The organism is Nostoc edaphicum CCNP1411 (assembly GCF_014023275.1).
Classification (GTDB): Bacteria; Cyanobacteriota; Cyanobacteriia; order Cyanobacteriales; family Nostocaceae; genus Nostoc; species Nostoc edaphicum_A.
This window is the reverse complement of sequence record NZ_CP054698.1, coordinates 699,905-714,687: the sequence shown is the minus strand read 5'-3', so window position 1 is coordinate 714,687 and position 14,783 is coordinate 699,905. Positions and strand designations below refer to the sequence as shown.

Sequence of the window (14,783 nt, the reverse complement as noted above, 5' to 3'; positions counted from 1 at the left end):
TCCGTGGACTAATACAAAATCAAGGATTTCAAACCCACGGAGGTGGGTTTTGTCTGTGTAGCCGCGATTTCCAATCACCAGGGCTTTACAAACCAATACTGTTCGGTTAAGACAAAAGACGCGATAAATCGCGTCTTTGTGATGATTCGGCGGGTTTAAGTCCTGACTTTTCAAGGGATCTGGAAAACCTCTCTCTAAATCTCTCTCCTACAAGGAGAGAGACTTTGAATTTTCCCCCTTCCCGTGTCGGGAAGGGGGCTAGGGGGTTAGGTCTTTCATGGGCTTTTCCACATGACGTGAAAAGTCAGGTTTAAGTCCTGTTGCTTTAAATCAAGCCGCAAGGATGTAAGTCTTGTTCTAAATCCCCGTTACAAAACTGTACTTCCGACTTCTTTAATATCTTTCGATTTCATCTACCGCTTTAGGAACTCCCGCAGTTAACACTTCATGTCCATCAGGTGTAACTAACACATCATCCTCAATACGAATGCCAATACCAACCCATCGAGAATCTGTCTCTGGCTGGTCTTCTGCTAATTTCGTATCTGGCACAATATATAATCCTGGTTCCACTGTCAAAATTTGACCTGGTTGTAAAATCTGCGGTTTATCTTCACCGTGCTGGTAAACACCCACATCATGAACATCCAAACCTAACCAATGACTGGTGCGGTGCATATAATATGGCTTATATTTCTCTTCTTCAATTAACTTGTCAATTTCACCTTTGAGGATGCCAAGTTCAACTAAACCTTCCGTGAGGACGCGCACTGCTGTATCGTGAACTAAGTTGAAAGGATTACCTGGTTGCACTTGAGCGATCGCTTGTTTTTGTGCTTCTAAAACAATCTCATACAGCGTCTTTTGTTCTGGCGTAAATTTACCCCCAACAGGAAATGTCCGGGTAATATCAGAGTTGTAATAACCGTAAGCACAACCGGCATCAATTAGCAGTAATTCTCCATCCTGCATTTGACGATTATTTTCAATGTAGTGCAGTACGCAAGCATTCACACCGGAAGCCACAATAGAAGGATAAGCCGGCCCTAACCCACCCCGGACTCGAAAGATGCGTTCCATCTCCGCTTGGATTTCATACTCATAACGTCCAGGTGCCGCGATTTTTTGGGCATAATTGTGTGCTTCAGTAGCGATCGCAGCTGCTTGACGCATCAATTCTAATTCAGCTTCGCTTTTAATTAGTCTCATGCTGTTGAGGACAGGGCCAGTATCTTCAATAGCGATCGGCCCTGTGCCGCGCTTCGGATAAGTCCGCAGTAAACTTTGGTAATGTTTCAGGATTTGATCGTTAAAAGTGCGATCGCGTCCTAAGTGATAGTAAATCCGGCTGGCTTTTTCTAAATACTGCGGCAACTTTTCATCTAACTCGCTAATCGGGTACGCTTCATCAGCACCATACATTTCCTTCGCTGCATCTACCCCACAAAGATAGCCAGTCCATACTTCCTTTTCGCGATCCTTCGGTTGGACGAACAGCACAAACCGATGTTCTGCATGATGCGGCGCTAACACTGCTACTGCCTGTGGTTCATTAAAACCAGTCAAGTAGAAGAAATCACTGTCTTGGCGATAAACATACTCGACATCGTTGTGCATCACTGCCATTGGCGCACTGCGAAAAATGGCTGTACCATCACCAATTTTTGCCATTAATTGCTCGCGACGCTGCCGATATTCTGCTTGCATAGCTGATGTATGTATTAAAGTATTGTGTTATTTTACACTTTTGGCAACTAACAGGTACACAGATGATGCCTCTTAATAGTTGCTAATCTAAGTTATTCTAACCAATATTTGTTTCCACTCAAGTTATAAATCATTGGATAATAAACAATTATTTTGAAAGACTTAGATCCCCGACTTATTAAAGCAGTCGGGGATCTTGTTGTTATTGAATAATTTAGGATATTTATGAAATGAAATAAATTTTAAACGTTTATCTTATATAAATTCTGGTATTTCATAAATCTAACAACACACAGTATAAAAACTATCTCCACTCAACCCATAATAAAAAAGCGATCGCTTCTAGTTTAATTAAGTCTGTTCAATTAAACATAAAATAGATTTCTGGTTCGTAGGTAGATTTTTGATACAACCTTCAAATGTCAAAGAAAATAGTCATTCTTTATCTATAAGCAATCATATATAAGCTACAAAAAATATTTCGTAATTGCTTATATAGAACTTGAAAATTTTGGGGTACTAGTTTAAAACAAAAAAGCATTTATCTTCAAAGAGTGACATTAATAAATAAAAAATAGTTCTAAAGAAATATTGAAACCCTGGTAAATGTTATTTCGTTACAGAAAGAGATTGCCAAAGAAAGTTAAAAGAATATAACAACCAATAATAAAAATACACCATGCCTGACAATTCAAATTCCTCACCCTTAGGTTTGAATACATCTCGATTGTTATCAGATTCTTTTGCAAAATCAGAAATCTTGACAACTTCTCTTAAGAGTTTAAATTATGATTTAGGGTTTGGAAATAAGAGTTCTTCACTAGCACTAGAAAGTCAAGCGGTGACCGCGCCTGTTAAAACGTCAGCAAATCCCAATCCTAATCCTTACTTAACTAGTGCGGCGATTACTCCTGACTTTAACGGTGATGGTAAAACAGACAAAGTTTGGGTCAATGCTTCAACTGGTGAGATTATCATTCGGTTGATGGATGGCACAACAGTTGTCGAACAGGGTTCTTTGGGTCAATTTGACCTATCGGCCTATGATTACAAAATTGCTGACTTCAATGCTGATGGCAAAACCGACTTCTTATTACGCAATAAGACAACCGGTGAGAATAGCATTGTCCTGATGGATGGCACCAGAGTTGGTAGTGCGGCTGTTCTAAGTAGCGTTGATCCAGCTTGGAGTCCTCAGATTGGAGATTTCAACGGCGATCGCAAAACTGATATCTTCTGGCATAATGCTACAACTGGCGAGAACGCTATTTGGGAGATGGATGGCACCACCGTTCTAAATGCAACTGTTCTAGACCCTACAGACACAGCACTAACTCCTACCATTGTTGATTTTGACGGCAATGGTAAGAGCGATATCTTCTGGCGCAATGCCACAACAGGCGATAACACCGCTTGGTTTATGGATGGTACGCAAAAGACTGAATTTGCTCTGCAATCACAAGATGCCGCCTGGACTGCTAACCTTGGTGATTTCAACGGTGACTTTAAGACAGACATTCTGTGGAGAAACGCTCAAACAGGTGAGAACAAGGTTTGGACGATGAATGGCATCTTAGTCACAGAAGGTGCTTTGGCTACACTTGACTCATCCTGGACTTCTAAAATTGGTGATTTCAACGGTGATGGCAAGACCGATATCTTCTGGCACAATGGAACCACAGGTGCAAACACCGCTTGGTTGATGGATGGCACAACAGTTGCAACTGAAGCTTTCTTACCAGCTAATAACGCGGCCTTGACACCATCTCTTGGCGATTTCAACGGCGATGGCAAGACTGATATCTACTGGCGCGACCAGACAGCAGGTACAGACAACATTTGGACTATAAATGAGACAACAGCCGTTGAGACTCCCATCAGCGACGCAGATAAGCTTGGCCCAGAGTGGTATACATTCTAAAACTTAGGGGCATTGGGCATGGGGCATGGGGCATTGGGGGAAAAACTAACTAAAACTTCTCCCTCATTCCCTCATCCCCTGCTCATCAAAACTTGTAACTCAAAACTTGAATTTCCCCATTTTCCGGCAATTTACCAGGGCTAATGGAAATACTATCTCCATTGCTACGCCGCACTGGCATACCTTGCATCAAGGTCAGAAAATCATCCAGTGGTGAAATATCGCACTTAGCAGCATCGGCGGCTTGTGTCCGGTAATGGGTTGGAATCACGAGTTTAGGATTTAACACTTGAACAGCCTGCTTTGCTTCTTCAGCATTGTAGGCTTTTGCACTGCCTCCCACTGGAATAAATGCTACATCGGGACGCCCCATCAGGATTTTTTGCTCAATGGTAATTGGTGCAGCGGCTCCGCCTAAGTGGAGGATATTAATTCCGCCTTGCTTCCAACTCCAAGCGGTGTTTGAGCCAAACTGCTTACCACCTTTGCGATCGTGGTCTATGGCAATTCCTTGGAACTTAATACCTTTAAACTCATAAACTCCTGGTTCATAGATGAGTTTTGCATTTCCCGGTAGTACGTCCACAGCACCTTCATCTAGTAGTTGACTGCTAATCAGTACTAAATCTGCTGCCACTTTTGGGGGACGATATCCAGCAGTACAGCCGACTGTCCGAAATGGATTGACAAGAATTTTTGCACCGCCACCAGTAAAAAGAAAGCAAGTATGACCCAACCACTGAACTGATAAACCGCTAGATTGTGCGTCAGCTTGAGATTCAGAACCCAAGGTAGTAACTAAAGCTGTGACCAACCCCGCCCCAGCATAGCCCATCAACTGTCGTCGTTTCATTAATTATGCTCTTGACTGTAACTGTTCCAAAAAATTTCGCAATAACTGTTTTCCTGAAGATGTCAGGACACTCTCTGGGTGAAATTGGACGCCCTGAATGTGAGGATAGTTCCGGTGTCGCACTCCCATAATGGTGTTGTCTTCAACCCAAGCGGTGATTTCTAACACATCTGGGCAAGTCTCACGTTCGATTACCAAACTGTGATACCTGGTGGCGGTTAGAGGATTTTCTAATCCCCGGAAAACTCCCACCCCAGTGTGAGACACCTGAGAGGTTTTGCCATGCATCAATTCTGGAGCCGGAATTATTTTACCACCGAATACTTGACCGATGCTTTGATGTCCCAAACAGACACCTAAAATTGGTAACTCTTGTCCTAGCTGTTCAATCAATTCTAAAGAAATGCCAGCATCTTCCGGGCGACCAGGCCCAGGAGAAATAACCACGGCTTCCGGCTTTAATGCCCGAATCTCATCTATGGATATCTTGTCGTTACGAAAAACTTTAATCTCATCTGCAACTGGGAATTCTGCTGCCAATTCTCCCAGATATTGCACTAAGTTATATGTAAAACTGTCGTAATTATCGATAACTATAATCAAAGCTCATCACTCCTGGTTTTTAACACTCATCAGTTGCAAACAGCATAGACAAATATCTCATGCTATTTGTTCGGTAGGTGTAAAAATAACGCTGACGTGGACACGTATATATAAAGCGGCTACTTTACGACAAGCCACTTCGTAAATTTTGAATTGCTTATAATATGTTGTGCAAAGTAAATCGGACAGAGTGTAATTCTCTTACCGAGTCACCTGGCTATGCCTGCGGTAAATGCTCGCCTCCGCAAATCACATTTACAAAGCCGATATAATTAACGTTACCAGAGGAGGGAGCAATAGCGTACCAGCTACTAGCACCGCTACTAAAGCAGAGACAAGGACTGCACCGGCTGCACAATCTTTAGCAATTTTTGCCAGATCATGGTATGTCTGCTTAACGGTTAAATCCACAAGGGACTCGATCGCTGTATTTATTAACTCTAATGCCAAAACTAAACCACTAGTTATACCAATTACCGCTATTTCCACCGCTTGCAGATGTAAAAAAACGCTTAAAGCGATCGCTAAAGCACAAACACTTACATGGATGCGAAAATTACGTTGAGTTTGAAAACTATAGCTGATTCCAGCCCAAGCATATTTAAAACTAACAAATAAATTAGAGGCTACTTTCCAAGAGAATTCTCGTTCGTTAGACACAAGTGTTTGTAACGAGGTAGGCGTTGGTGGTGGAGAAATTTTTTGGGACATAGACTTAAAAATACAAAGATAGAGTTGCTACAGTGGGAATATTTGCCAATCTTAATGGCAGAATTAACTTTGAGGCAATCTTTAGGGAATTTTCCACAGAAGTATTATAAAAGTATTACCAAAAATTGACACTAACGGATACACAAGCTACTGCTATTCAATGTCAATAGTAATACCTATTGCGTTCAGCAATCTCACTTGCTGTTCTAACATTCGCTCCAAACTTTCTTCATCAGGATGATCCCAGCCTAACAAGTGCAATAAACCATGAGCAGCTAACCAGGCTAGTTCAGTTGGTAAACTATGTTCTTGTTGTTGAGCTTGGCGTTGTGCCGTATCTACAGACACAATAATATCACCTAGATATAATGGCACAGAGGTTAGCATTTCTTCGCTTTGAGGAAAATCCACCTCCAAAGCAGCAAAGGCTAAAACATCGGTAGGCTTATTTTGTTGACGATACTGAGAATTGAGTTCTTGAATTTGCGAGTCATCTGTCAAACGCAACCCAATTTCATAACTTGGCGCTGGCGGAATCTGAGGGTGAAGTATTTCCAACCAGTTATTAAACCAATTTTCCCAAGTTTCAGGAGTAATTCGGGCATGGGTGTCCCCAATTTTTACAGATGTTGTCGGGGACAACTCGTAAAAATACTCCTCCACATATAGTTCAACTCTCAGGGGCACACAGTCTCCTAGTCTGAGGTTTACGATTTGTCGTTAGTGAGTTAGGTAAGCAAGACCAACAAGGAGAGCTAAAAGCCCTACAGCAGTCAACGCAAAATGCTTCAGGGAAGTTGCACCCTTCCGCACCATGTTTCGCATGGCGAGTTTTACGTAGCTAGGTTGAGGTTCTGATGAAGGAGAGTTGCTCATAGTTATTTGTCTACAGACTCTTTTATAACTGTAACAGTTGGTCTGGGATAGAATGGCGATCGCCTGTATCTTGCTGAGAAATTTATCAATGAAGGCAGAAGGCAGGAGGCAGAAGGCTTTTATTGTTTTACCTCAGTTGAGGATTCAGCGCCAGAATCAAAATTCCCTTCTGCCAACTGAGCCTCCTGCCCTCTGCCTTTCCTGATAACAAGTAGTAAGTAATCTTAAAAACAATTTACTTACTACTTGTAAATAACCCTCAATTATCAAGGAGTGTTTTCTACTAGTTTATTTTCTTGGCGCAGATAAGCTTGGATGAATGTATCAAGTTCACCATTCATAATATCGCCAATCGCTGTTGTTTCCGTGTTTGTACGCAAGTCTTTCACCATTTGGTAAGGGTGAAATACATAGTTACGGATTTGATTTCCCCAGGAGGCTTCCACCATATCGCCACGAATTTCGGCAATTTCTTGGGCACGTTGCTCTTTGGCTATGACCAACAGCTTTGCTTTAAGGCGATTTAGGGCTTTTTCTTTATTTTGCAGTTGCGATCGCTCTTCTGTACAGCGCACAGCAAGACCCGTGGGAAGGTGAACAATCCGCACCGCAGTTTCTACTTTGTTGACGTTTTGTCCACCTTTACCACCAGACCGAGTTGTGGTGATTTCCAAATCTTTGTCTGGAATATCCAATTGCACAGAGTTATCAATCTGCGGCATTACTTCCACCCCGGCAAAACTGGTTTGTCGCTTACCGTTGGCATTAAAAGGTGAAATCCGCACTAAGCGATGTGTACCCATTTCCGATCGCAAGTAACCATAAGCATAGCGACCAGTAATTTCTAGGGTTGCCGATTTAATTCCGGCTTCATCACCTTCCGACTCTTCAGCCAAAGTTACCTTATAGCCGTGAGCTTCGCCCCAACGGGTGTACATCCGCATCAGCATAAATGCCCAGTCTTGAGCATCTGTGCCACCAGCGCCAGCACTAATGGTCAGTACAGCACCTTCAGCATCATAAGGCCCGGAAAGTAACTGTTGTAACTCCCACTGGTCAAGGTCACGATTCAGTTTAGTGATGGTAGATTCCGCTTCTTGGAGTAGTGCCTCATCGGTTTCTAACTCCAATAACTCAACAACTGCCTTAGTATCTTCTAAATTGGCGTGCCACTGATCGTATTGCTGGAGGTGGGCTTTCAGGTCGTTGAGTTCTTGTAGGGTTTGTTGGGCTTGGGTTTGGTCATTCCAAAATTCTGGTTGAGCAGATATTTTTTCGAGGTCTTGAATTTTGGCTGTCAGTGCAGGTACGTCAAAGATAGTCCTGGGTTTTACCCAGGCGGCCAGACAACGTTTCGATTTCGCGTTTGAGTTCTAAGACTTCCATAGTGCTTGCTGAATGATTGATAGAGCGCTTTGGATTGTTAAATTGCTCTTTATTCTATTGTATTTATTAATTTTAGCTGTAGTTGGGCAAATTCTCCCTGCACTACTTCTAATCAACAAAAATTTATAAGAAGAATTCAGAACTCAGGAGCAAAGCCAGAGACGTTTTCGTTAGCTTTGGTCAGAATGAGCGGATGAATTCTGTACGAGTGGGTGACGAATATTGGTAAAAAGCAAGTGTTTAGTGGGTGAAAAAAATTAAAATATTCTCGCCTTAAAACTCTATCCCTTTATGGGTAGAGTATTCACCAATTCTGAATTCTGAATTCTGAATTCTGACTCCTGTTTTATAAGTCATTTCCAAAATCTGTGATTAATATAATCAGAAAAACAAATAGTCTGATTGCGAACCCCAGTCAAAACAGTAGTTATTGTTACACCCAATCATAAAAAACGCGGATAACATTAGAAAAATCTCACCCAATCAAGAAGGTGAGCGAAAACTGTTTATCTTTGTGTCCTACTAACAGCTGTCCTCTAGGCATGAATTGTTAAGTAATTATCCTAATAATGGATAGAAATTAATTACACCTTGTCTAAAGTATTAGGCAAAAAATTACTCCACAAGGGTGAGGTGTAACTTGACAAAATTCTGTCATTATGCGTTAGTTATTAGCTAAAAGCAAAGGAGTTTGCAATGCATCGACAAATGTGCTGGTTATCTAAGTCTGGTGGCGATGGAGAGAAAATTTTGTATTTGCAGACAGAACCCAATCAGCCTTGGCGTCCCTACACCACTTTTGGACATTTTGCAGTCCCAGATTATCAAATACCAGGTGGTTCTAAAGGTTGGGCAACTTATCAAAAACTTCTGAAAGCAGGTTGGACATTAGTACCTAGCGCAAGGGCAAACGAGTTTGGCAACAGCAGCTACGCAGAGTCAACAATTCAAAATCAATAGTTATTTGTCATTTGTCATTTGTCATTGGTCATTTGTTATTTGTCATTGGTCATTTATCATTAGTTATTCTGCGCGTCGTTGCGTCTCCCCAATTTCTCACTCGCTCACAAACCTCTTGGGGAACCTTCACCGCGAGGATCGGCGGCCCCTTCTAGAGTTCCATCGGGTGTAACCGCGATCGCGTTACCATTACCCCAGGGAGCAGTTTCCTTTATTTTGTGTCCCCGACGGCGTAAGTCTTGCACAGTTAAAGCATCTAAGCCCCAGGATTCGACGCGCAACTCATCTGGTAGCCATTGATGATGTATGCGTGGAACAGAAACAGCCGCACCAACATCCATGTTGTATTCCAGCACATTTAAAATCACTTGCAAAACCTGGGTGATGATGGTGCTACCACCAGGCGCACCCACTGCCATCCGAAAATGACCATTTTCTGTGACAATTGTGGGAGTCATGCTGGATAGAGGAGTTTTGCGGGGTGCAATGCTATTGGCATCGTTACCAACCAAACCAAAGGCATTAGGTACTCCTGGCGCAGCAGCAAAATCATCCATCTCATTGTTGAGGACAATTCCAGTTCTTGGTGTCACTATACCAGCACCAAAACTGAGATTAATCGTGAAAGTCAAACTCACGGCGTTGCGTTCTTCATCCACAACACTAAGATGGCTGGTTTCAGGAGATTCATACCGAGGACAAGGGGATGGGGAAAAACGCAGACATTTGGAATTCAAATCTACTGGCTTGATCTCGATCGAGGGTCTAGCCACTTGCATATTAATTTCTTGACGGCGTTTTTTGGCGTAAGCTGGACTAAGCAGTTCTTGTACAGGGACTTTGACAAAATCAGGATCGCCTAAATATTGTGAGCGATCGCTGTAAGCAATCTTCATTGCCTCTACCATTAAATGTATAGCGTCGGGATGATGCCATCTCAAAGATTTAAAATCGGTATCACCAATAATATTTAAAATCTGCAATAGGTGAACGCCTCCCGATGAAGGTGGTGGCATTGAGCAAATTTTAGCTTGGCGAAAATTTCCACAAACGGGAGTGCGCCAGATTGGTTTGTAGGCTTTGAGGTCTTCTAAAGTAATTAAACCACCATTTTTTACCATATCAGAAGCGATCGCACGAGCAATACTTCCGGTGTAAAAACTTTGGGGATTTTGGGCAATTGTAGCTAAAGTACGTGCTAAATCACGCTGCACTAGCTTGTCCCCTGGTTTGTAAAATTCACCCTTGCGAGTGAATATTTCCCGCAGGGCTGGATTGTTAAGAAGTGCTGGCTGGCTAGATTGGTTTGTTTGCAGATAACGCCAAGTTGCTACATCGCCCAGAATGAAGCCATCTTTAGCGAGTGCGATCGCAGGTTTCATCACCTCTTGCCAAGAAAGCTTACCATAGCGACGATGCACTTCATAAAGTCCCGACACCGTTCCTGGTGTCGCCACTGCTAAATAACCTTTAATACTTGCATTGGGACGCACCTTTCCTTCTGCGTCAAGATACATATTTTTTGTAGCTTTCAGGGGTGCGCGTTCACGGAAATCTAATGCTTTGATGTCGCCAGTTTTCTCAGAGTGCATCAGCAAAAATCCGCCGCCACCGATTCCGGCTGAAAAAGGCTCAACTACAGAAATTGCAAAGGTTGTGGCTACAGCTGCATCCACTGCATTACCACCTTTGCGTAACATCGAAATTCCCGCTTCACTCGCTAGGGGATGGGCTGAAACCACCATTCCCTTTTTGCTGCGTAGGGGTAAAGTTAAAGCAGCCGAGGCGACTTGGCTGTAAACAAAGAGGGTGAAAGAAAAGACTGCGATGGCTACGTGCGTCGCAGGCATCGCAACTGGCTTGGCTTGAGTAACAGTAAGCATTTTTATACCATTTCTCATAAAAACTTATACATATATAGCATCTGAGTGTACTTAATTTATCAGATTTTGATTACCATTGTTTGCGTAGCTTGCTGCCGTAGGCATGGCTCTCCCCTTTGCAAAAGAGGCAGTGGGCAGTGGGCAGGGGGGAATGGTTAGAGCCTATTTATAGTTCAGATAAGACCAAAACACTTGTAGAGACGGCGATTTATCGCGTCTCGAAAACCCACAATTTTGTACACTTAGCCCTTAACTGAATCGTATTGATTTATAAAGTAAATATTAAGTAGGTGTGTTACGGCTGTGTAGGAATTTGAGGGTTTGAGAAAGTCTAATTTAGCCGTAACGCACCATATTCCCAGGTGTCGTACTCTCAGCGATAATGCACGCTACAATTTAACATTTACTTTCTAAATGGTCTTTTACAAATATGAAGAGTATGCAAAGATTTTTTGAAAAGATAGACATCTAAGTAAATATTCGATATTTACTTAGATGTCAGGTTATTTTGATGTTTTCTATTTTTCAGATAGAAATTCAAGGGCGATGCCGACGGCGGCAAGCTAGGCTGACAACGAATGCATAACAATTCCGTGTTTTATGCCATCTCAAGTTTTCCCTATTTTTAAACTAGTAAGACTTATGCATTGACAAAGCAACTAAAATTTTGTGCAGTGCTTAAGACTTAGATAGTCCTCAATACCGGGATAAGTAATATTTGAAAGCGAATTAAAGGGGAAATATTTAATGAACAATTGGCGAGTCTATCTATCTAAAGAGTGAATATTGTATGCCGAAAGATTGAACTTTTGGCAAATTATTTGTGCCATCAAACAGCATTAACTCGATTATTGACAACTGAATTTACTCCAAAAATCCATTCAATCAGGAAAAACTTATGGCAATTATCATTGGAACCAGAGGTAACGACACCCTACAGGGCGCTTTTAATTACGACGGTTACAACGACACCCTAACTGGTGGCGGTGGCAACGATATATTTTTTTTTGACAGCGGCTCAAACTACATTAATAAGATCACCGATTTCGGTGGAGTAGGTAAAGGAACAAACCCAACAGCAGCAGTCATTGCCGAAGTGGATACCTTAAGTTTCCAGGGCTATAGTGGCTTTACTGCCCAAAACTTGCTCCTCGCCCAGAATGGCACAAGTTTGGAAATCGGCTTTCAAGGGTTTGGTAGTAGTTTCTTTGCTAGTTACAAATTCATCCTGGAAAACTTTGCCCTGGAAAACCTGGAAAACCTCACCAAATCTACTGGAGCCACTGTAGATTTGGGTAATATTCTGTTTTATGGGCAAACTACCATCACCGACAGCTTTGATGTCTTCGATGCTAACTCCACTCAAAGCACTGTCTTTAAAAAAAACACAGTCACCTTCCTAAACGACCTATCCAACAATGTTAGTGGCTTTGACAATTCAAATGATGTCATCAATGGTCAAGGGGGTGATGACATTCTTGAAGGCTTAAGTGGCAATGACATTTTGAGGGGTGGCGCGGGCAATAATACCCTCAACGGTGGTGTTGGTGACGATACTTTGTATGCTGACTCCCCCTCAAGCAATAATCTGTTTAATGGTGGCGATGGCAATGATTTTCTCTCCACCTCTGGCGGAAACTACTACAACGCCTACTCACCAAGCTACGACGATCGCTCTTTAGGCAACAATACCCTCAATGGTGGTGCTGGTGATGATACTTTAGATGCTAGCGGTTCATTAGGCGATAACCTCTTAGATGGGGGCGATGGCAATGATTCTCTCTCTATCTCTGGGATTGTAAGGGGTGAGCAGTACACAGACTCTGACTCTGGCTCAGATGGCGATAACACCCTCAACGGTGGTAATGGTGATGATATCTTGAGTGCTAGTGGATCATCAGGCGATAACCTGCTTTTTGGAGGCGATGGCAATGATTTTCTAGACATCTCTGGCTTTATTTACCAAAGATATGACTCCTACTTCAACTCTCGCTCGTCTGGCAATAACCTCCTCTCTGGGGGCGATGGCAATGATACTCTAATAGCCTCTGGTGCCACTGGTAATAACACCCTTAATGGTGGTAATGGCGATGATAGCCTCACAGGCGGTAATGGCAATGATAGCCTTACAGGCGGCGGTGGTAAGGATAAATTTGTTTACGACGGCTTATACGACAACGAGTACTACAGCGACACCATTAATAATGGCACTACTACGATCGCCGATTTTGATGGAGTAGGTAAAGGAACAAACCCCACAGCAGCAGTCATAGCCGAAGTGGACACTCTGATATTCCAAGACGATAGTAACTTCACTGCCGACAATTTACTTCTCACCCAGAATGGCACAAGTTTGGAAATCAGCTTTCAAGGGTATGGTGATACCAGATTTATCCTGGAAAACTTTGCCCTGGAAAACCTGGAAAACCTCACCAAATCTACTGGAGCCACTGTAGATTTGGGCAATATTCTGTTTTATGGGCAAACTACTATCACCGATAGCTTTGATGTCTTCGATGCCAACTCCACCCAAAGCACTGTCTTTAAAAAGAACACAGTCACCTTCCTAAACGACCTATCCAACAATGTTAGTGGCTTTGACAATTCAAATGATGTCATCAATGGTCAAGGGGGTGATGACATTCTTGAAGGCTTAAGTGGCAATGACATTTTGAGGGGTGGCGATGGCAATAATATTCTCAACGGTGGCGATGGCAATGACACTCTCAATGGTGGCACTGGCAATAACACCCTCAATGGTGGCAATGGCAATGATTCCTTAAATTTTGACTCCCTATCTACGTTAGTCACTCAAACAGTAGACGGGGGAGCAGGTAACGACTCTTTGTCTTTCAGTTATAGCAGTGCTACCACGGGAATTACTTCGACTTTCAATCCTACTACTAACATTACAGTAATTTCTTCGACGGCGGACACAACAGTGTTTAGCTACAAGAATATCGAACAATTAAATATCACAGGTACAGACTATGATGATTATCTTTTGGGAAGCAATGGTAATGATACGCTTCGCCCAGGCAATGGTAACGATACAGTAGATGGCGGTGCTGGTGACGATTTATTGGATATTAGTCTTTCAACAGGAAATCACCTCCTCAATGGAGGCGATGGCAATGATTCTTTACAGGCCTTGAGTGACATTTACTACGACGAATTCGGAAATTTTGTTAGCGGTAGCATATCTGGCGATAACACTCTCAACGGTGGTGCTGGTAACGATTATTTGGATATTTACAGTTCAACAGGCAATAATCTATTAGATGGGGGCGATGGTAACGATATATTGGGTGTTTCCAGTGCAGGCAATAATGTATTATATGGGGGCAATGGTAACGATATATTGAATGTTTTCGGTTCAGGCAATAATCTATTAGATGGGGGCGATGGTGATGATTCCCTGACAGCCTCTAGTAACTCAGGTAATAACACCCTCATTGGTGGCAATGGTGACGATACCCTCAGAGGTGGCAGTGGCGATTCTATCCTCATCGGTGGCAGTGGTAATGATAGGCTATTTGGGGAAGGTGGTATTGATACCTTTGTTTTCAATAGTTTCGATGAAGGTCTTGATAGGATACGTGACTTCGTTGCCATTAATGAACTAATTCAAGTATCGGCTGCTGGTTTTGGTGGCGGTTTATCAGCAGGTGTACTTAAGACAAGTCAGTTTACACTTGGAGAATCCGCAACCACTAGCACCCAGCGATTTATTTATAACTCCACCACAGGTGCATTGTTCTTTGACCAAGATGGTAATGCAGGCGCATTTACTCAGGTACAATTTGCAGAATTATCTACTGGGTTGTCACTAACGAACAACAATTTTGTGGTTGTTTAACCATATTGCTTACATCCCCATCCC

At 42.6% G+C, this 14,783-nt stretch carries 11 protein-coding genes; 3 read left to right on the top strand and 8 right to left on the bottom strand.

The genetic code is table 11. From position 1 onward, the window contains the following. Positions 1 to 393 precede the first annotated feature (393 nt). Positions 394 to 1,707, bottom strand: coding sequence for an aminopeptidase P N-terminal domain-containing protein (locus HUN01_RS05775; RefSeq protein WP_181930467.1), 1,314 nt, complete (start codon positions 1,705 to 1,707; stop codon positions 394 to 396). A 679-nt stretch (positions 1,708 to 2,386) separates the two neighbouring features. Between HUN01_RS05775 and HUN01_RS05770 the strand changes: the two genes are divergently transcribed. Next, positions 2,387 to 3,628, top strand: a complete 1,242-nt coding sequence (locus HUN01_RS05770) for an FG-GAP repeat domain-containing protein (protein ID WP_181930466.1) — start codon at positions 2,387 to 2,389, stop codon at positions 3,626 to 3,628. An 85-nt stretch (positions 3,629 to 3,713) separates the two neighbouring features. Here HUN01_RS05770 and HUN01_RS05765 read toward each other — a convergent pair whose 3' ends face one another. The 6 genes from HUN01_RS05765 to prfB all read right to left on the bottom strand — a co-directional run bounded on the left by HUN01_RS05765 (position 3,714) and on the right by prfB (position 8,057). Beyond that, positions 3,714 to 4,481, bottom strand: a complete 768-nt coding sequence (locus HUN01_RS05765) for an MBL fold metallo-hydrolase (RefSeq protein WP_181930465.1) — start codon at positions 4,479 to 4,481, stop codon at positions 3,714 to 3,716. Positions 4,482 to 4,484: 3 nt separating this feature from the next. After that, complete coding sequence (locus HUN01_RS05760) at positions 4,485 to 5,084, bottom strand: anthranilate synthase component II (protein ID WP_181930464.1); 600 nt, start codon at positions 5,082 to 5,084, stop codon at positions 4,485 to 4,487. 255 nt (positions 5,085 to 5,339) lie between these two features. Then, positions 5,340 to 5,795, bottom strand: a complete 456-nt coding sequence (locus HUN01_RS05755) for a diacylglycerol kinase family protein (RefSeq protein WP_181930463.1) — start codon at positions 5,793 to 5,795, stop codon at positions 5,340 to 5,342. 153 nt (positions 5,796 to 5,948) lie between these two features. Then, positions 5,949 to 6,476 (bottom strand): rRNA maturation RNase YbeY, encoded by a 528-nt coding sequence (gene ybeY, locus HUN01_RS05750; protein ID WP_181932571.1) that lies wholly within the window; start codon positions 6,474 to 6,476, stop codon positions 5,949 to 5,951. 39 nt (positions 6,477 to 6,515) lie between these two features. After that, positions 6,516 to 6,671: a DUF3285 domain-containing protein gene (locus tag HUN01_RS05745; protein WP_084226969.1), complete on the bottom strand. Its 156-nt coding sequence runs from the start codon at positions 6,669 to 6,671 to the stop codon at positions 6,516 to 6,518. 266 nt (positions 6,672 to 6,937) lie between these two features. Further along, positions 6,938 to 8,057 (bottom strand): peptide chain release factor 2 gene (gene prfB, locus HUN01_RS05740; protein ID WP_181930462.1). Its coding sequence is split into 2 segments (ribosomal slippage): positions 6,938 to 7,984 and positions 7,986 to 8,057, totalling 1,119 coding nucleotides; the frame shifts between segments, so codons are not numbered across the junction. A gap of 696 nt (positions 8,058 to 8,753) precedes the next feature. Between prfB and HUN01_RS05735 the strand changes: the two genes are divergently transcribed. Then, positions 8,754 to 9,017, top strand: a complete 264-nt coding sequence (locus HUN01_RS05735) for a hypothetical protein (protein ID WP_181930461.1) — start codon at positions 8,754 to 8,756, stop codon at positions 9,015 to 9,017. 104 nt (positions 9,018 to 9,121) lie between these two features. On the opposite strand, the gene ggt is transcribed toward HUN01_RS05735, so the two are convergent. Then, positions 9,122 to 10,867, bottom strand: coding sequence for a gamma-glutamyltransferase (ggt, locus tag HUN01_RS05730; protein ID WP_181932570.1), 1,746 nt, complete (start codon positions 10,865 to 10,867; stop codon positions 9,122 to 9,124). Between the two features lie 931 nt (positions 10,868 to 11,798). On the opposite strand from ggt, the gene HUN01_RS05725 reads away from it, so the two are divergent. Beyond that, a complete protein-coding gene (locus HUN01_RS05725; RefSeq protein ID WP_181930460.1) occupies positions 11,799 to 14,759 on the top strand; it encodes a beta strand repeat-containing protein in 2,961 nt (986 codons plus the stop codon). Positions 14,760 to 14,783 lie beyond the last annotated feature (24 nt).